The 20,067-nt window shown below is 32.1% G+C and carries 18 protein-coding genes; 2 read left to right on the forward strand and 16 right to left on the reverse strand.

Annotated features, from left to right (window positions below):
* Window positions 1-14: 14 nt before the first annotated feature.
* From dltB to PTA89_RS04835, 8 genes are all read right to left on the reverse strand, one after another.
* Window positions 15-1,217: a D-alanyl-lipoteichoic acid biosynthesis protein DltB gene (gene dltB, locus PTA89_RS04800; RefSeq protein WP_014568414.1), complete on the reverse strand. Its 1,203-nt coding sequence runs from the start codon at window positions 1,215-1,217 to the stop codon at window positions 15-17.
* A complete protein-coding gene (dltA, locus tag PTA89_RS04805; protein WP_160993532.1) occupies window positions 1,217-2,743 on the reverse strand; it encodes a D-alanine--poly(phosphoribitol) ligase subunit DltA in 1,527 nt (508 codons plus the stop codon). The genes dltB and dltA overlap by 1 nt, the downstream gene beginning before the upstream one ends.
* A gap of 15 nt (window positions 2,744-2,758) precedes the next feature.
* Window positions 2,759-2,908 (reverse strand): teichoic acid D-Ala incorporation-associated protein DltX, encoded by a 150-nt coding sequence (locus PTA89_RS04810; RefSeq protein ID WP_003706303.1) that lies wholly within the window; start codon window positions 2,906-2,908, stop codon window positions 2,759-2,761.
* Between the two features lie 169 nt (window positions 2,909-3,077).
* On the reverse strand, window positions 3,078-3,860 hold the full coding sequence (gene recO / locus PTA89_RS04815) for a DNA repair protein RecO (protein ID WP_034983167.1): 783 nt from the start codon (window positions 3,858-3,860) through the stop codon (window positions 3,078-3,080).
* A 66-nt stretch (window positions 3,861-3,926) separates the two neighbouring features.
* The gene (era, locus tag PTA89_RS04820; RefSeq protein WP_069469267.1) at window positions 3,927-4,829 is read right to left on the reverse strand and encodes a GTPase Era; all 903 of its coding nucleotides are present in this window, start codon (window positions 4,827-4,829) and stop codon (window positions 3,927-3,929) included.
* Window positions 4,830-4,844: 15 nt separating this feature from the next.
* Window positions 4,845-5,261, reverse strand: coding sequence for a diacylglycerol kinase (locus PTA89_RS04825; RefSeq protein ID WP_069469266.1), 417 nt, complete (start codon window positions 5,259-5,261; stop codon window positions 4,845-4,847).
* Window positions 5,239-5,718: an rRNA maturation RNase YbeY gene (gene ybeY / locus PTA89_RS04830; protein ID WP_095842299.1), complete on the reverse strand. Its 480-nt coding sequence runs from the start codon at window positions 5,716-5,718 to the stop codon at window positions 5,239-5,241. Before ybeY ends, PTA89_RS04825 begins: the two co-directional genes overlap by 23 nt.
* A 15-nt stretch (window positions 5,719-5,733) precedes the next feature.
* Window positions 5,734-6,699 (reverse strand): PhoH family protein, encoded by a 966-nt coding sequence (locus PTA89_RS04835; protein WP_113895662.1) that lies wholly within the window; start codon window positions 6,697-6,699, stop codon window positions 5,734-5,736.
* 196 nt (window positions 6,700-6,895) lie between these two features.
* Between PTA89_RS04835 and PTA89_RS04840 the strand changes: the two genes are divergently transcribed.
* Window positions 6,896-7,744 (forward strand): N-acetylmuramoyl-L-alanine amidase, encoded by an 849-nt coding sequence (locus tag PTA89_RS04840; protein WP_113895663.1) that lies wholly within the window; start codon window positions 6,896-6,898, stop codon window positions 7,742-7,744.
* Window positions 7,745-7,795: 51 nt separating this feature from the next.
* On the opposite strand, the gene cmk is transcribed toward PTA89_RS04840, so the two are convergent.
* From cmk to PTA89_RS04860, 4 genes are all read right to left on the reverse strand, one after another.
* The gene (gene cmk, locus PTA89_RS04845) at window positions 7,796-8,470 is read right to left on the reverse strand and encodes a (d)CMP kinase (RefSeq protein ID WP_255819415.1); all 675 of its coding nucleotides are present in this window, start codon (window positions 8,468-8,470) and stop codon (window positions 7,796-7,798) included.
* Window positions 8,471-8,501: 31 nt separating this feature from the next.
* Window positions 8,502-9,053: an SAG1386/EF1546 family surface-associated protein gene (locus PTA89_RS04850; RefSeq protein ID WP_069469262.1), complete on the reverse strand. Its 552-nt coding sequence runs from the start codon at window positions 9,051-9,053 to the stop codon at window positions 8,502-8,504.
* Between the two features lie 61 nt (window positions 9,054-9,114).
* Entirely contained in the window at window positions 9,115-10,560 is a 1,446-nt protein-coding gene (locus PTA89_RS04855) for a RecQ family ATP-dependent DNA helicase (RefSeq protein WP_324177007.1), read from the reverse strand.
* On the reverse strand, window positions 10,547-11,587 hold the full coding sequence (locus PTA89_RS04860) for a helix-turn-helix domain-containing protein (protein ID WP_087251201.1): 1,041 nt from the start codon (window positions 11,585-11,587) through the stop codon (window positions 10,547-10,549). The genes PTA89_RS04855 and PTA89_RS04860 overlap by 14 nt, the downstream gene beginning before the upstream one ends.
* Window positions 11,588-11,766: 179 nt before the next feature.
* On the opposite strand from PTA89_RS04860, the gene PTA89_RS04865 reads away from it, so the two are divergent.
* A complete protein-coding gene (locus PTA89_RS04865) occupies window positions 11,767-13,332 on the forward strand; it encodes an Nramp family divalent metal transporter (RefSeq protein WP_069469259.1) in 1,566 nt (521 codons plus the stop codon).
* Between the two features lie 267 nt (window positions 13,333-13,599).
* Here PTA89_RS04865 and rpoD read toward each other — a convergent pair whose 3' ends face one another.
* From rpoD to glyQ, 4 genes are all read right to left on the reverse strand, one after another.
* A complete protein-coding gene (rpoD, locus tag PTA89_RS04870) occupies window positions 13,600-14,706 on the reverse strand; it encodes an RNA polymerase sigma factor RpoD (protein ID WP_034983182.1) in 1,107 nt (368 codons plus the stop codon).
* Between the two features lie 24 nt (window positions 14,707-14,730).
* Window positions 14,731-16,584, reverse strand: a complete 1,854-nt coding sequence (gene dnaG, locus PTA89_RS04875) for a DNA primase (RefSeq protein ID WP_187397777.1) — start codon at window positions 16,582-16,584, stop codon at window positions 14,731-14,733.
* 180 nt (window positions 16,585-16,764) lie between these two features.
* A complete protein-coding gene (glyS, locus tag PTA89_RS04880) occupies window positions 16,765-18,846 on the reverse strand; it encodes a glycine--tRNA ligase subunit beta (protein ID WP_324177008.1) in 2,082 nt (693 codons plus the stop codon).
* A complete protein-coding gene (gene glyQ, locus PTA89_RS04885; protein ID WP_003700278.1) occupies window positions 18,846-19,763 on the reverse strand; it encodes a glycine--tRNA ligase subunit alpha in 918 nt (305 codons plus the stop codon). Before glyQ ends, glyS begins: the two co-directional genes overlap by 1 nt.
* Window positions 19,764-20,067: the final 304 nt, after the last annotated feature.

Raw genomic sequence — 20,067 nt, forward strand, 5'->3', positions numbered from 1 at the left:
AAACCTCTTTCAAATTATTTATTCATAAAAAATAGTTCATTTAAAAATCCTGAGAAAATCAAGAAACTAAAACAAACAACATTGAATGTTAAGAACATTGCAAAGTATTCAGTGAATTTATTACTTGGAATTGACTTACGATGTTTCTTTTTAAATCTTAGCCAAGCATCATTAATAATGATTGCACACGCATGGAAAATACCATAAACAATATAGTACCAAGTTACACCATGCCAGAATCCCATAATTAAGAATAAAGTTAAGTAGCCAATGTTAGCCATTGCTATTCTACTTTTAACAAGTTTATTCTTCATCATGAAGAAAACTAGTCTCATATAAATGTAATCACGGAACCAAAATGATAAAGTCATATGCCATCTATTCCAGAAATCTTTAATATTCTTAGATTTAAATGGTTGATTAAAGTTCATTGGAGTCTCGTATCCCATGATGTAACTTGTACCAACTGCAAATAAACTGTATCCTGCAAAGTCAAAGAATAAGTCCATGGAATATACATAAGTATAAGCAACTAACCACCAAGAAATGCCACCATGTCCTAAAGCGTGAATTCTTACTATTGGTAATAAGTATGATCCCCAGAAATAAGCTAACAAGAATTTATATAGGAATCCTAAAAAGATATAATGCACACCTTTTTCTAAAAGTGATAGGTATTTATCTCTTTCTGGAACGGCATCGTAATCCTTTTTAAATCTTCTAAAACGATCAATAGGACCTGAAGAGATTGTTGGGAAAAATAAAAGAAAATGCAATGTTTCCCATAACCCTAATTCTTTGATAATTCCATCTCTGATTTCCATAATCATACCAACAGTTTTAAAGGTTAAGTAACTAATACCTAAAAATCCAATGATCGATTCCTTACCTGCATCTATTGCAGGTGTTATTTTTACAATAACTAATGGCAAAATAGATAAAATAACTGCTAAAACAAAGATAACACCACTATTTTTCTTTTTTCGATAATTGAAATAACCAAAAGTTAGTATCATTTCATAAATGATGTAACAGATCAACATTAACCCTTGCCACCATTTATCACCGCCAAAGGTTAATACTAGAAAAGCAAGTGTTACCAGAGTTTCATACCATCTAAAGCGACGACCATATAATATGCCTATCATTATTGGTAATAAAGCAACTGCTAAGTAACCAAAATAAGTTGGATTTTGATATGGTTGCAAATTTAACATTATTTATTGACCTCTTTCATTAAAGACTTACGATCGATTTTACCATTATTTGTTAATGGCAATGAATCTACATAGATAAATCTTTGAGGCATCATATAGCTCATCATTGTTTCATTTAATTCTTTTTTGATTGCTTGAGTTAATTTGAATTCATCTTCAAAATTATTTTCTTTAGCTACGACATAAGCAATCAATTGTTGAACTTTATGATTTTTATCGTATTTTGGAACAGTTGTTGCTTGAGAGACCAAGCTAACTCTATCGAGATGATGATCAACATCTTCAAGTTCGATACGGAATCCATGTAATTTAATTTGGAAATCGATACGACCCTTGTATAACAATTGACCATTATCATCAAATTGCCCTAAATCTCCAGTGCGATAAGCTTTTTGACCTTGGAAGTCAATAAATGCAGTTTGAGTTTTTTCAGGATTATTGATATATCCCTTAGATACGCTTGGTCCTAAAATAACAATTTCTCCAGCTTCTCCTGTAGCAACTTCTTTTAAGTTATCATCTAGCAATACAATCTTTGTATCGTCTTTTGTTACACCAATTGGTAAACGTGGATAATCATCTAAAACTTGTTCTGTTATCTCAACTTGTGTAACAGCGACTGTCGTTTCAGTTGGACCGTAAGTATTAAAAATATGTCCATTAGGGAAACGTGTATGCAAGTTTTGTGCTGTTTGATGAGTTAATTCTTCACCACAGAACAGAAAATGTGTCAATTCTGGTAAATTTTCTTCATTAAATGCTGGATTTAACAAGCATAGATCCATGAAAGAAGGTGTTGAAACCCATTCATTAGCATGCAACTTTGGTAAAGTAGCAAATAATTCTTTAAAATTATCAGTTGTTTCTTTGGGAAGAACTGATAATTTTCCACCTCTAGTAAGAGTTGGATATAAGTCCATCACTGATAAATCAAAGGAATATGGAGGTTGAGAAATGCAGTTTACATCTTCTTTAATTCCAAAGTCTTTTTCCATCCAATCTAAGAAACTTAGCAAATTATCATGACTAATTTGTACACCCTTAGGTACACCAGTTGTTCCAGATGTGAAGATAATATAGAAATTATCATCTCCACTAACATATTTTTCTTCATTTATTACTACGTTGCCATTTGAGAAGATATCTTCTAACTTAGCTTGATCTACAATAGGTAAACTTTCAAGGCCGTTAAAACCTTCAGGAAGTTCTTCAACAGCAATACATGCAGCTGGTTTAGCGATGTCATTGATAACATTTAGTCTTTCTACTGGTGAATGTGTATCAACAGGAATATAAGCATAACCAGCTTTAACAATTCCTAAAAATGTAGCAATCATATTAAAATCTTGTCCACCAAAAACCATAATTGGATTTTTAGTATCTAAGTTTAACTGATTTAAATATGTAGCTAATTTATCAGAATAATTTTTTAAATCAGCATAAGTATTTGTGGTGCCTAGATAGTCATAGGCGATTTTATTGGGAGAGGTAGTTCCCCAATTATCAATCTTTTTAATAATATTCATTAATATATCTCCTAACTAAAATTCGTTATAGATGAAGTGTGGTTGATCGATACCACTATAACTGTATAGGTAAACTAATGCTGCTAAAATTAAAAAGTAAAAGATGGTTCTACCTACAAATTTAACTGCATCTTTTTGCATTAGCTCTCCTAATCTCTCTCGCATTCCCCTCATACCTCCCTAGAATTAAAGATAAGACAAATTTTGACTTTTGTCTTTTCAACTAATAAGATTACAACTTTTACATAAATATTACAATACTATAATTCTTAAAATTATCTTATGTTTATAGAATATAATTTATAATATTAACAATCAATTGATAATTGTTAACTTAATCTTTTCTCAATAAATCATTCTCAACTTTCATCATTTTATCAATGAAACTTCGTGCTTTTACATAGATACCTACTTGGTTATCATAAATCTCATTTAATGTTAATTTTAACCTTTTTTTAGTATCTTCATTAACTTTAATTGAGTTAAGATAGTTTAAATCTACAATACTAAATTTGCGTAAATAATACATTGTCCTTTGATCTAAATTTAACCTGTTCTTATCCATATACCAGTGTTTTCGGCATAGAATACCACCATAACTTTCAGAATAATCAAACTGGCTCTGAGTCTCTCCGCAAATAACGCAAGATCGCCAATTAGGTTGTACACCAAATTTCCCTAATAATTGAACTTCTATAATATTAGTAATAATTTGAGCATCAAATCCATCATTGATTAAACTTAAAGCTTTCAATACTTTCTCAAACCATAAAGTGTTGGTTACATCAATAGAATCTTCAAAAGCAGCTTTAACAAGTTCTAAAATATAAGTTGCATAGGCATTTAAAATAATATCCTGGTTAATACTTTGAAATTGATCAATACCCTTTGTTGCTGTTATAAAAGATAGTCCTTCACTATTAATACTTCCTATGTATGTTCCATGCGTAAATGGCAAAATTGCTGCTCCCAATTTAAATCCACGCTTTCTAACACCTCTAACAAAGAAAGTTTTAAATCCATACTTATCAGTAAACATAGTAACAAGCATATCTCGTTCGCGATAATTTTTTCTTTTAGTAACAATTGCCGAAAATTCCACATTCTTGTAAATCATATTTTCATGCACCTACTTACAAAAAAAGCGAAGAAGATTTTCTTCAACGCTTTATTATGTTAATTATTAATAATCATCTTGTTTATAGCCAAGTGCTTGTAAATCTACTTGTCTATCTTTCCAATTGGGTTGTACTTTAACCCATAATTCTAAATAGACTTTATCACCAAGCATTAATTCAATATCTTTACGTGCTTTAACACCAATTTGTTTAAGCATCTTACCACCTTTTCCGATGATAATACCCTTTTGACTGTTTCTTTCCACTACAATTGTAGCCTGAACTAAAACTTTTTCATCATCTTCGCGATGGATTCTATCTACAACAACAGCTACTGAGTGTGGGACTTCTTCACGCGTTAATTCTAAGACTTTTTCACGAATCAACTCACCAGCGATAAATCTTTCAGGATGATCAGTAATTTGATCAGCAGGATAGTACTGTGGACCTTCAGGTAAAGTATTTACCAAAGATTCAATTAATTCTGGGCAGTTATTTCCTTCCAAAGCAGAAATAGGAAATACTTCTGCATAGTCCAAAGTATTACGATAGTCATCCATTATTTGTAATAACTTATCTGGATGAATTTGATCAATCTTATTTATTACTAAATAAATAGGTTTTTTAACATTCTTCAAACGTTCAATGATGAAATCATCACCACGACCACGTTTTTGAGTTGCATTTACCATGAATAATACGGCATCAACTTCATTTAAAGTGGATAATGCAGATTCTACCATGAAGTCACCTAAACGACTGTGTGGCTTATGAATACCAGGTGTATCAATGAAAACAATTTGTGCATTGTCTTCTGTATAGATTCCTTGAATTTTATTTCTAGTTGTTTGAGCTTTATCACTCATAATTGCAATTTTTTGCCCAACTACTCGATTTAAAAAGGTAGATTTACCAACATTAGGTCTACCTAAAATTGCTACAAATCCAGAATGAAAATTATTTTGCATTAATTAAAAGTCCTTTCAAAATGTTAATATCCAAAAATATATTCGTGGTAGAAAGATCATAGCTGCTACTAAAGTCGCAAAAATAGCTATTATCAAAACGGCTGCTGCTCCCATATCCTTAGCTTTTTTAGCTAACTTATTGGGTTTTAGATCAGTAGCTAAATCTACTACATTTTCAATCGCAGAATTAATAATTTCTGCTGTCAAAACTAAAGTGGCGCTAAGTAGTAACCACAACCACTCTACAATCGAAACTTTAAAAAATAAGCCTCCAATGATAACCATACATAAAGCAAAAACATCAAATCTGAAGTTACGTTCTTCATTAAAGACGGTCTGAACCCCTTTAACGGCATAAGTTAGTGATTTGATAAAACGACGATTCTTCCATTTAGTTACGTATTTCTTTTTATCTTTTGAGACCATAGGCATCTAAAATATCTCTCTGTAATTTGAACATAACTTTTTCGTCTTCAGCTTTCATATGATCATACCCATTTAAATGAAGGAAACCATGGACAGTTAAGAAACCAAGTTCACGATCTTCTGAATGACCTAAATATTCAGCTTGTTCTTTCACTTTATCCATTGAAATCATCATATCACCGATATTTTTAGGTTCTTCAAAATCTACATCGTCTGGTAAAATAATTGGAAGTTCATCAGGATCATCTTCCTCGATTGCAAAACTAATTACGTCTGTTGCTTTATCTACACCACGATATTTTAGATTTATCTCATGAATTTGTTCATTATTCATAAGAGTTACAGACATTTCTGTATCTTCTGGAAGTTCAAGATATTTTCCGGAAAACTCTAAAATATCCTTAACCAACTGAATTTTTTCAGTAGGTACACTATTAGTATCATCAAAAATTTCTAAATCCATTTATACCTTCCTTAGTTAATTATTGTTTTCATATGCACGGATAATTTCGGACACTACTGGGTGACGAACAACGTCATTAGCGTCAAAATTAACAAAAGCAATATGTGGTAAACCTTTTAAGCGATTCTCTGCATCTACTAAACCACTTTGACTATGTCCCTTCGGTAAATCGATTTGAGAAGCATCACCATTGACAATCATTTTAGAACCAAAACCTAAACGTGTTAAGAACATTTTCATTTGTGCTCTAGTAGTATTTTGAGCTTCGTCTAAAATTACAAATGCTTTATCTAAAGTACGACCACGCATGTAAGCTAGGGGTGCAATTTCAATAACGCCTCTTTCTATAAGACGTTCAACATGTTCTACACCTAAAATTGAATTCAACGCATCATATATTGGGCGAAGATAAGGATCAACTTTTTCTTTTAAATCTCCAGGCAAGAAACCGAGTGATTCACCTGCTTCCACAGCTGGTCTAGTTAAAATTAATCTATCTACTTCACGACGTTTTAATGCTGCCACTGCCATTACAACGGCCAAGTAAGTTTTACCTGTTCCGGCCGGTCCAATACCAAAGGTTAAATCATTATTTTTAATCATTTGTACATACTGACGTTGACTATAATTCTTTACCCTAATAGGTCGTCCAGCACGATCTTTCAATAATGTATTACTATATAAATCTTGGAAATATTCTAATGTTCCTTTTTCAGCCATTTTTACTGCAGAAACAATATCGGCTTCACTCAGATTTATCCCTTGATTTAATAATTTTACTAGCTCACTTAATATTTCTTGAGTTTCAATAACATCTTCTTGATTACCAGAAATTTTTATATAATCACCAAACGGGTTAATGGTTACATTTTTACTTTCTTCAAGGAGTTTTAAATAGCTATCATTTATTCCAAATAAAGCAGGTGCAATATTGGCATTTTTAAGATAAAAATCTTTTTCTACAACTTGTGATTCAGACAAGCCAAATCCCCCTTATAAAATACATATATATCGTTAATATAGCATACTTTAAAGATTAGGGCTAGATATTTATTCTTATAAAATTTTACTAAAGATAGACTATGTATTTATTATTTTTAACTAATCTGTAATTTATCATTGTCCAATCTTATCGTATAATTACTAACATACGAAACTTTACGGGAGTTAATGAACTATGAAAGATTATAAAAAAATTCTATTATCTCGAATAGATTTAAAAATCCTATACCTTATAATTATTATCCTATTTTCAATATTAACATTCAGAACTGTTCACTATATTCGTCAGGTACCACTGATTAATAAAGCAATTATATATCAATCTTATAACACATCTAGCAAAAACCTAGGTACTTTAAATATGGGCGATCGTGTTACAGTTCTTTCAACTAAATATCATTGGAAAAAGGTTAAAACTTCAGAGGGAGAAGTTGGTTGGATTCAAGATTGGAACTTTCAACAACAAAATAAAATTACTAGTTTATCAGATGCTACTATCGTAATCGATGCTGGACATGGTGGCTCTGATTCAGGTGCCCTATCTCGTACAAATAAGAATGAAAAGACATATACGCTTATCTATGCTAAAAAATTAGCAGAAAGATTAAGAAAGGCTGGAGCGATGGTCTATATGACTCGAGATGATGATAGTTTTGTAAGTTTGAATAGTCGGCCACAACTAGCTGAAAATGTACATGCGGATGCCTTTATTAGTATTCATTTTGACTCTGCTCCAGAAAATAACATGGGGTCAGGATATACTACTTACTATTATCACAAGAAAACGTCTTTGAGATTAGCACAAGACATTAACAGTAAATTAAAATACTTAAAATTAGAAAATCGTGGGGTTGAATTTGGTGATTTTCTTGTAATTCGTGAAAATACTGTACCAGCAGTTTTACTTGAAATGGGATATATTAATTCAGATAGAGATTTCGAAAGAATTACTTCTACTAGTTATCAAGATAGTGTTGCTGATGATATTAAACAAGGATTAGATACATATTTTGATCAAAACTAAAAAGTCAAAGAATATCAAAATTGGTATTCTTTGACTTTTATTTTTACATTATTAATGATTGCATTCTTCAATAATATTCATAATTTCATTAACAACTTCATCAATTGTTAACGGTGTTGTGTCAACCTTAACAGCATCTTTAGCTTGAACTAATGGAGAAATCTTGCGATGAGAATCTTTATAGTCTCTTTCAGCAATTTCTTTTTCAAGCACTTCTAACGGTGTATCAATACCCTTAGCAACATTTTCTTTATATCTTCTTAATGCTCTTTGTTCAACACTAGCAACTAAGAAGATTTTTACTTCAGCATTTGGTAATACTGTTGTACCAATATCACGACCGTCCATAACAATACCACCGTTATCAGCAATTTCTTGTTGGCGATGAGTTAAGTCTTGTCTAACACTTGGTTGTGCCGAAACTAACGATACATTATTAGTAATTTCTGGAGTACGAATAATTTGTGTAACTTCTTCTCCATTAACAAAAACTTTTTGTTCAGGTTCAGCCGGTACAAATTCCAATTTGAAATTTTGTAATAAGTTCTTTAAAGCTGCGTCATCATCTAATGAAATATTTGCCTTTAATGCAGCATACGTCACAGCACGATACATAGCTCCAGTATCACAATAAATATATCCTAATTTCTTAGCTACTAATTTAGCTACAGTACTCTTACCAGCAGAGGCAGGTCCATCAATTGCTATTTGTAGTTTTTTAACCACTTAATTCCAACTCCAATATTTGTTCTTTTTATTATTTAACACGTACTTGTTGTCCAGGGTTTAAGTTTGAGCCCATACCTGGATTTAATTGTAATAATTGATCAACAGTTAGACCATTATTAACAGCTACTCGATAAATTCCTTGTCCAGAAGAAATTGTTACGTATTTAGCTTCGCTATTGCTAGAGCTAGAAGAACTACTAGATTCACTAACAGTACTTTCTTGACTATCAGTAGTAGTTGTATCTTCAGTTGCATCTACGCTTTTAACAGATGATTTATCTTTGGTATTACTTTTCTTTTTCTTACTAGTAGCAGTTTTTTTCTTCACACTAGCCTTTTTACTTGTAACCACTGTATTAATTTGAGAGCTACTAGCAGGCTTAGATTCAGATTTCTGTGATACAAAATACAATGCAATTGTTCCAATAACTATCACTATAAAAATGATTAGAAGTGATGTTGTCAACATTGTATTATTTTTGGCATTTCTACGATTTGCTGTTCGTGAATAGTTACCCTGTTCATCACGATCTTCTTCAAATGTCTTTTCCCAAGGTTTTTCATCATTTTTATTATTCATTCATCCCGCCTCCTCACATATACCAACAATCATTTTACCATAACTTATCAATAAAAATGCTTTAAGTTCTAAAAATTTCATCAATTATTTTATAAAATTCTTCAATCTTTAGAGATTTTTGTTCATTTTTATCAAAAATTAACCCTAGTTCTTCTAATGGTAAATCATCATTTAGTTTTTGGCAACATAATTCATGATGGTCAATTTTTTTATCATCTTCAAAATAATCTAAAATATACTGCCTTCTACATTCTTTAGTATCAACATACTGTAGCATTTGCTGCAATGAATTAAACTTTTGTCGTTTCCTCTGCAAGAAAAAAGATTGTAATTCTTCCTTAGATGAATATAAGTTACTTATTTTATTAAGTAATTGAATGCTTTCATTGTCTGTTTTGGCAAATTGCTGTTTATTATTTATGTAATAATCTATCATTTGATTATCTGGAATATTATTAAGGGATAATTGTTGTTGAATTCCTTCGTCTCCTTTTTGATAGAGCAAAATAGCTATACTTTGTTTATCGTCTCGTCCTGCTCTACCAATTTCTTGAATATACGATTCTAATTCTCCTGGTAAGTGATAATGAATAACGTATCTAATATTTTCTTTATTTATCCCCATTCCAAAAGCACTAGTTGCACAAATTAAATCTAACTTATTATCCAAAAATTGATGTTGAATAATAAATCTATCATTCATATCTAAATCAGCATGATATGCTGCTACTTTTAATGAAGTTTTTACTTTTATCTTTTCAGTTATCTCATTGGCTTTCTTTTTACTAGAAAAATAGATCAAGCCTGGACCTTTTATCGTATTTAATAAGTCAAACAACTTCTCTAACTTATCTTGTTCATTATTAAATTTAAAAGCACTTAAAAAAATGTTCTCCCTATCTACAGACTTTCGAACAACTTTAGTTGCTGATTGATCCAACTCTAGTCCCGACATGATTGCATTAATTGTTTGTTGCGATGCTGTTGCTGTTAAAGCTAATGTCAGTGGATTACCTAATTTTTCACGTATCTTACCTAATTCTAAATAATCCGGCCTAAAGTCTGGCCCCCATTGTGAAATACAGTGAGCTTCGTCAACTACAAACAAACTGATCTTTTGTTGTTGTAATCTTGCTAGTACTTCATTATTTTGAAACATTTCTGGAGCCAAATAAATGTACTTATATGTATGCAAATTCTGTAAAGCGTAATTTTTTTCAGAATAAGTTAAATTAGAAGTTAAAGCTAAGACTCTACGTTCACCTTGAAATCGTAATTGTTCTACTTGATCTTGGATTAATGAAAGTAACGGTGAAACAATTATAACTGTTCCATCAAGAAGTTTCCCTGTTAACTGATAACACATTGATTTACCAGTTCCAGTAGGTAAAATGGCAACTGCATCTTTTTGATCAATTAAAGCTTTAATAACTTCTTCTTGTCCTTCTTTAAACGAAGAATATCCAAAATATTTCTTTAAATAAAATTTTAAATCATGTTCTATCATTATTTAATTTGCTCCGTTGCACTTGATATATACGAAATTTATAAAAAGGCATTTGGTGCCCTGACAATTCTAAATCCTGATATTTCCAATCATCAAGATTATCATCAGAATATATACTTTGTAAAATACGATGATCTTCAGAAGTAAGTACTTGATGATAATCAAAATTATTCGATAAGATTGAAGCAATGATTAAATGTTCTTGTATAGTACTTTCCTTAAGTCGTCTTATTTGCTTTATTTTTTCCACTGTAAAACCTTTTTGTAATAAAGTGTAAGTCTCCTCTACACTAGTCGGCAATCCCTGAGACCTTGATACAAGATTGATAATCTTTGAAAAATTACCACCTTTTTGATTAAGATAATCAGCAAATTTTAAAGATAGATCAGCGATGACAATTTGAATATCAGCAGTTGCTAGCCCTGTAAATTCACTTAATTGCTCAATAGTATATCCTGGTAATCCATGTCCAACAAAGGAATTCATGAAAATATCACTTTTATCTTTAGGTTGAGATTCCAAAAAATCTAATAGGTATTTTTTAAATTGTGGTATTAATACTTCCCCTTTTTCTTGATACAGCCACTTTTTAATGTAAAATTGAGCCTTTAAATTCTGAGATACTACATAATATCGGCGATTTTCAAAACTTAATTCTGATAAAACTTGTATCATAAGTCGTAAAATTTCTTTCCATAGTTTCAAATCATATTTATTAAACAATTGTGGCTTATCGATAAAATAGTGTTGTTGCTTAAATTCATCTAAAGCATGTTGTCCTTTAATGGTTAAAAGTAATTTGTTATCTTTTTTACTCAGATAATTTTCTTCTATTAACTGTGCAATTGCTCGATCGTAGTTTTTTTCATTTAATTCAGGAAAAACATTTAGATAAGATAAATAATTATATCTCAATCCCCAGTATATTGAAGAACTTGTTACTTTATTTTTAAGAATCTGGCGTAATACTGCCTGTCTTCTGGGTTGATCGATTGAAAAGAAATCCAATAATCGTAATTCCAACATCTAAAAATCACCCCTCGTATTAATATAATACGCTAAATTTTAAATTTTCCCAACTAAAATGAAAACTAGTAAATTTCATTTGCAATAATAAAAGTTAAGGCAGGCCTAAAAATATCTTTTAAAGTGTAAAAAAATGGTGTATACTACCATTGTAATGAAAAGAAAGGTGGGTTTTCACTGTGGTAAACAATGAAAATAATCATAAAAAGCATAAGATGATTCAATATGCTAACGGTAAATCACTTGAAGAAGTCAATGGTACCGTAGAAATTCCTAAAGGCAAGGGTTTCTGGAAAACTTTGTTTGCATACTCCGGACCTGGTGCCTTAGTCGCTGTAGGTTATATGGATCCAGGTAACTGGTCAACATCTATTACTGGTGGTCAAAATTTTCAATATCTATTAATGTCTGTTATCTTACTATCAAGTTTAATTGCCATGTTACTACAATATATGGCTGCTAAACTGGGTATCGTAAGCCAAATGGACTTGGCCCAAGCTATTCGTGCTAGAACCAGTAAAGCACTAGGTATTGTACTTTGGATTTTAACAGAGTTAGCTATTATGGCTACTGATATTGCTGAAGTTATTGGTGCGGCAATTGCTTTATATTTGTTATTTGATATTCCACTAATCATAGCCGTATTTATTACTGTTTTTGACGTATTACTCCTTTTATTACTTACTAAAGTTGGATTTAGAAAAATTGAAGCTATTGTTGTTTGTTTGATTTTTGTTATTCTTTTTGTTTTTGTTTATCAAGTTGCTTTATCAAATCCTGACTGGGGTGGCGTATTTAAAGGATTAGTCCCAACATCTGAAACTTTTGCCAAGCATCCAGTTGTACATGATATGTCCCCATTAAATGGTGCTTTAGGCATTATTGGAGCAACAGTTATGCCTCATAACTTATATCTTCATTCTGCAATTTCTCAAACACGTAAGTTTGATCGTAATAATGAAGATGATATTGCTAACGCTGTTCGTTTTACAGCTTGGGATTCCAACATTCAATTAGGTTTAGCTTTTGTTGTAAACTCCCTTCTTCTTATCATGGGGGTTGCTGTTTTCAAATCTGGTGCTGTTGAAGATCCTTCATTCTTTGGATTATATCAAGCATTATCTGATACAAGTGTTATGAGTAATGGCCTTTTAGCTGCTGCTGCTAGAACTGGTATTTTATCTACTTTATTCGCAGTTGCTTTATTAGCTTCAGGTCAAAACTCCACTATTACTGGTACTTTAACTGGACAAGTTATCATGGAAGGATTTATCCATTTGAGAATGCCACTTTGGGCTAGAAGATTAATTACTCGTTTATTATCTGTAGTACCTGTACTTATCTGTGTAGCTTTAACTAGTGGTAAGAGTACAATTGAAGAACATGAAGCATTAAATAATTTAATGAATAACTCACAAGTATTCTTAGCTTTCGCCCTTCCATTCTCAATGTTACCTCTTGTTATTATGACAGGTAGCAAAGTTGAAATGGGTGAAAGATTTAAGAACAGATTATGGATTAATATCCTTGGTTGGATTTCAGTTATTTCTCTAACTTACTTAAATATGATTGGTTTGCCACAAAACCTTGAACCTTTCTTCCCAGCTGACAAAGTTGGCTTAGCACACACAGTAGCTTATATATTAATTGTGCTTATTATTGCTTTACTAATTTGGACATTAGTTGAATTACATTTAGGTAATAAACGCTTTGCAGCTGAACAAGCTAAAAAACATAATAAATAGAATCAATTAAAAAGAACTTCCGATCTTAACTGACTCAAATGGAAGTTCTTTTTTTTATAGAAATAAGCAAATATGATTGTTTTTGTGTTTAATATATGGATATTTTATTTTTAATAAATTTATAGTTGCATTGTTTTGTATTTAGATGTTGTTGATCCTCCTTCTTTTAATTAAAAAAAACTCTCTTCAGAATAGACGACTAAGTTTTTTACATTAATGTGTCTATTCCAAAGAGAGTCTACAATTATCTATATCTATTACTTAATTTTATTCTAAGAAGTCCTTTAATTGCTTAGAACGAGATGGATGACGTAATTTTCTTAATGCTTTAGCTTCAATTTGACGGATACGTTCACGAGTAACACCAAACACCTTACCTACTTCTTCAAGTGTTCTTGTGCGTCCATCATCTAAACCAAAGCGTAGACGTAAAACATTCTCTTCTCTATCTGTCAATGTATCTAATACACTTTCAAGTTGTTCTTTTAGCAATTCATAAGCTGCATGTTCAGCTGGACTTGTTGCATCTTGATCTTCAATGAAATCTCCCAAATGAGAATCATCTTCTTCACCAATAGGAGTTTCTAATGATACTGGTTCTTGAGCAATTTTTAGGATTTCACGTACCTTTTCAGTTGGCATATCCATTTCAGCACCAATTTCTTCAGGCATTGGTTCACGACCCAAATCTTGCAACATTTGACGTTGAATTCTGATTAACTTATTGATTGTTTCAACCATGTGTACTGGTATACGGATTGTACGTGCTTGATCAGCAATAGCACGAGTAATTGCTTGTCTGATCCACCATGTTGCATATGTTGAAAATTTAAATCCTTTACGATAATCAAACTTTTCAACAGCTTTCATAAGCCCCATGTTACCTTCTTGAATTAAATCTAAGAAGGACATACCACGACCTACATAACGCTTAGCAATAGAAACTACCAAACGTAAGTTAGCTTCTGCCAAACGTTGCTTAGCTTCTTGATCTCCTTCTTCAATCTTCAAAGCTAATGCTACTTCTTCGTCAGCAGTCAACAAGTTTACTCGTCCAATTTCTTTTAAGTACATACGTACAGGGTCATTAATCTTAACGCCAGATGGTGCGGAAACATCTTTGTCATTTTCTGCCTTTTCTGCTTCTTTTGTAGCTGCCTTCAAACTGTGAGCACTTGGTTCACCATTTTCATCAACAACAGAAATCCCTCTATCTTCAATAGAACCAATCAATTGATCCATTTGATCTGCATCCAACTTAAATGGTGTAACTAACTTATCTGTAAGCACCTTATAATTAACTTGTTTTTGTGGCTTATATTCACGAATTAAATCACGTAAAGCTTTTGTGAATGCAGGGTTATTTTCTAAAATTTCTTTTGCCAAGATAAATTCCTCCTATATTGTTAATGACTTAGCATTTTGCTGTTCTTTTAATAAAGAAATCAAGTCCATTGTTAGTTTGGTTATTTTTGCAGTGTCATTTTGACGCTTTGCTTCTAACATTTCAGTTTGAACTTTTTTTATTTTATCCTCTAATGGTGTTTGGCTCATTATCAAACTCAAACAATCATTAATTTCTTGCTCGCTTACCTCATCAGCATAGTCACCCATCTCCAATGTAACTACAACTTGGCGTAATCCATCTTCATTGATAAAATCTAAGAAATCGGCAACTTCATACTCATCATGTGTGTCAAAATATGCCTCACTCAGATTATAGATGACTTGATAGTTTTCATGAATAAAATTGAAATCTGGTATACCATTAATTCTCAACCAAACATTTTTATCATGTAACATTCGATATAATAATAAGCGCTCTGCTTTCTCTGCCTTTGAAAAATGTTGTACTTCATTTTTCTGGATGACTGTCCTAGGTATCTGCTGAGCCTGATAACTTTGTTCTTCTTGCTTTTCAGCTCTTTGAGCAAATATTTTCTCACGAATTTGTTTAAGTTGTGAGTCTAGATTTTCTTTGGCGACATTGAATCTTTGTGCTAAACGATTCAGATATAAGTCTTGTTCCAAAGGATCTCTAACTTTTGCGATTTCCTGCAAAATATCACGAATGTATTCTAGTTGATCATTTTCATTATTTAGATTCTTATCTTGTTCGTAATAGCTTAGATAAAAATCTAATGGACTTTTACGATCATTTCGAGCTAATTCAACAAACTTCTCACTACCATACTTTTTTGTAAATTCATCAGGATCTAGTTTTTCAGGAATTTTGATAACTTCTAAGCTAAATTTTCCAGTTGGTTCAATGATTTCTAAGGCACGTTTAGTTGCATTTTGTCCTGCGTTATCGCCATCATAACAAATTACCAAATGCGAAGTTACCCGATCTAAAGCTTGGATTTGTTCATCAGTTAAACTCGTTCCCATAGATGCTATTCCATTTTTGATACCAGATCGATAAGCTGCTATTACATCCATAAAACCTTCAAATAAAATTGCTTCTTTTTCACGTCGAATAATACCTTTTGCTTTATCAAAATTGAATAAAACTTTACGTTTATTAAAAATAGCAGTTTCTGGAGAATTCAAATACTTAGGAGCATCATCTCTTTTCTCTAACAATCTTCCTGAATAAGCAATCGTTTGTCCAGATGTGTCTCGAATAGGAAACATTACCCTACCATTAAATCTTTCTACAAGCTCTGTACTTTGTCTTTCAATAAAAAGACCTGATTTTCGCAAAATCTGATAATCATACAATTTTTGCTCCTTAAAAAAGGCTTCTAAAATATCATTTTCAGGGGCAAATCCTATCTCAAATTCTTCGATTAAATCATCATTAATACCACGTTTATGCAGATATTCTAAAGCAGGTTCTCCCAACACTGTATTAACTAAAATATGGTGATATAGCTTGGTTGTTTCCTTATATAATTTCCTAATTTTACCATTTTCAGAAGTTTCATTTTGATTTTCAGAATTATCTATGGAAATTCCTAAATCATAATTTGCCAATTCAGCAACTCTTTGAACTGATTCAGGAAAAGATAATCCCTCTAATTCCATAATGAACTTAAATACATTCCCACCACGGTGACAAGAGAAACAATGAAAAATCTGTTTTTGCTCATTTACCGAGAATGATGGTGTCTTTTCTGAATGGAAAGGACAGATTCCAAACCAATTTTTACCGGATTTATGCAATTGTACATACTGACTAATAACATCTAAAATATTGACATTACTTCTTAGTTCGTCAATCGTTGCTTCTGGAATTAATCTCGCCAATCTAACTCACCTCACTTCAACAAAAAAGTGCGCACTACACCCACTGCGTATAGTCAAGATATATAATAAACTATTTTTATGTAAATGTAAAGCAAAATACTTTCATTAATAAAAAAGTTGAAAGGCACATAAAATCCTTCCAACTCTTATATATCATATTCATGAAAATCGTTGAGTGTATTATTTTACAATTAATTTATCTAATGATCCGAAATCTTCTGTTAACTCAGCAATCTTAACTAATTGCAATAATCTATTATTCTTAACTTTTTCATCATCTGCCATAATCATAGTAGCATCAAAGTAAGCTGTAATGCTGTCTTTCAATGAACTTAAAATAGCAAATTTTTCATTCATTTCTGCATCGCCATAACCTGCTTCAACCTTAGCAAACTCATCAGCAAGAACTTTTTCAGTATCATTTTCAAATAAAGTACTGTCAATTACAGCATCGCTACCAAATTCTGGAGCTTTCTTAGCCAAACGAGTAACACGAGTTAGAGCTTCAATAACTTCTTTAAAGTTATCATCTTCTGCATGTTTACTTAAAACTTGTGCAGCTTGTAATGCTTGAATAAATGGCATATCAGCTCTAGCTACTACTGTATCTAGAATATCACGACGTAACTTATTACCACTTAATACTTGTGCTAGACGATCATTTACAAATTCATCCATTTCTGCTGCATTATCGGCAGGATTTGTATTCTTGTATAGGTCATCGCGTTTAGCAAAGGCATCATTGATTGCTGCATGTAATACTGGTAAAGAAATCTCCCAACCCTTATCTAAAGCAATTCTGATAATACCTAAAGCTTGACGACGTAATGCATATGGGTCATTAGAACCACTTGGGATCATGTTAGCAGCAAAGAATGATTGAATGCTGTCTAATTTGTCAGCGATTGATAATACTGCACCTACATTACTTTGAGGTAGTTCACCTTCAGAGCTTGTTGGCATGTATTCTTCACGAATTGCAGTACTTACATTGTCATCTTCACCTTGTAAACGAGCATAAATTTCACCCATGATACCTTGAAGTTCAGAGAATTCACCAACCATACCTGTTACTAAGTCGAATTTGTAGATCATAGATGCTCTGTCTAAATCTTTTAATTCAGTTTCAGATAAACCAAGCTTGTCTCCAAGGAACTTAGCTAATAGATTTACACGTTCCATCTTTTCATAGATAGTACCAATCTTATCGTGGAACATAACTTTCTTTAATCTTTCAACATAGTCAGCAATTGTATGTTGTTGATCTTCTTCATAGAAGAACTTAGCATCTTCTAGACGAGCAGTTAACACTTTTTCATTGCCGGCTACAACATTTTCTAAGTAATCCTTGTTACCGTTTCTAACAGATACAAAGTTTGGCAATAAGTTACCTTCTTTATCTGTTACGTAGAAGAAACGTTGATGATCTTTCATGGAAGTAATTAAAACTTCATTTGGCACTTGCAAGTATTCTTCTTTGAATTTACCAGCAAAAACAGTTGGATATTCTACTAAGTTGTTAACTTCTTCTAATAAGTCTTCATCAACAACAATGTTCCAATTATTTTCAGTTGCTAAAGCATCAATTTGTTTACGAATTTCTGCTTTTCTAACCCCAGCATCAGCAATTACTTTTTGTGTTTCTAATGTTTCTAAGTACTTGTCAGCTGATGGAACGTCAACTGCTTCACCTAAGAAACGATGTCCTTGAGTTGTACGACCTGTTTTAATATCTAAAATTTCAAATGGTACTACTTCATCATCTAATAAAGCTACTAACCACTTAATTGGACGAACATATTCAAAATCATTAGATCCCCAACGCATCATTGTAGGGAATTTTAAGTCCATCGCTACGTCTTTCATTCCTGCTAAAACTTCAGTAACTGGTTTGCCAGGAATAAATTTCTTAACGTATACGTATTCTGTACCTTTTAATTCTTTGAAGAAGATATCGTCGACTGTTACGCCTTGACCTCTAACGAAACCTTGAGCAGCTTTTGACCAATTACCTTCGTCATCTAAAGCAATTTTCTTTGAAGGTCCCTTAGCTTCTTCTTCAATATCAGCTTGTTTATCAGCTAAGCCTGTTACTTTTACTGTTAAGCGGCGTGGAGTTGAATATGGGATAACTTCATCAAAATCTATTCTTTGTTCTTTTAAGAATTTTGTTGTCTTTTGTACTAATTGGTTAACACTAGGAGTAACAACATGTGCTGGTATTTCTTCTAGTCCGATTTCTAGTAAAAATGTATGAGCCATTATTTTTCCTCCTTTAGTAACTCTTGTCTTAGTTTTTCATCTTTAATTAATGGGTAACCTAGTTTCTTTCTTTCAGCTACGAATACTTTGGCTACAGATTTAGCCATATTTCTAATTCTTGATAAGTAACCAGCTCTTTCTGTTACAGATACTGCACCACGAGCATCAAGTAAGTTGAAAGTATGACTACATTTCAAAATATAATCGTAAGCTGGATGAACTAGTCCATTTGCAAGTTGCTTCTTAGCTTCTGTTTCAAATGTATCAAATAAGTTTAGTAACATTTCTTGGTTACTTTCTTCAAATGAATACTTGGAATGTTCATATTCAGGTTCTTTGAAAATATCACCGTACTTAACACCGTCAGCCCATTCTAGATCATAAACAGAGTCTACGTCTTGAATATATGATGATAGACGTTCCAAACCATATGTTACTTCGGCAGCAACTGGTTTAACTTCTAAACCACCAACTTGTTGGAAGTAAGTAAATTGAGTAATTTCCATTCCATCTAGCCATACTTCCCAACCAACACCGGCACAACCCATAGATGGATTTTCCCAGTTATCTTCAACGAAACGAATATCATGTTCTTTAGGTTCAATACCTAAGGCACGTAAACTATCAAGGTAAAGTTCTTGAATGTTACTTGGAGATGGTTTCATCAAAACTTGGAATTGGTGATGTTGGTATAAACGGTTAGGGTTATCACCATAACGACCATCAGCAGGACGACGTGATGGTTCTACATAGGCAACATTCCATGGTTCTGGTCCAATAGCTCTCAAGAATGTATAAGGACTCATTGTTCCGGCACCTTTTTCAGTATCATATGATTGCATCAACATGCAGCCTTGTTTAGCCCAAAATTGTTGCAACGTTAAAATAATATCTTGCAATGCTAATTTCTTTGTCATTACAATACTCCTTTGAATAAATGATTCGAAAGCTAATCAAACTCGTTGCATAAGAAAAAGACCGTTCCTATGCAACGCCTCTGGTTACATAGGGACGATCTTTCGTCATCGCGGTTCCACCCTACTTCTAGTTAAACTAGCAACTTAATTCGTATAAACTCCGAAAACGCCAAACTATTCAGGATAGCATCTGCTTACACTATCCAGACTCGCTGTATCTATCCTTATGAATAGTCCCTTTTTCATCAATGTTTACTTTATTCAATGCTTAGAGTATAGCATATTTGAAATAAAATTCAATAAC

Origin of the sequence: Ligilactobacillus salivarius, from assembly GCF_035231985.1 — a bacterium.
Taxonomy (GTDB): domain Bacteria; phylum Bacillota; class Bacilli; order Lactobacillales; family Lactobacillaceae; genus Ligilactobacillus; species Ligilactobacillus salivarius.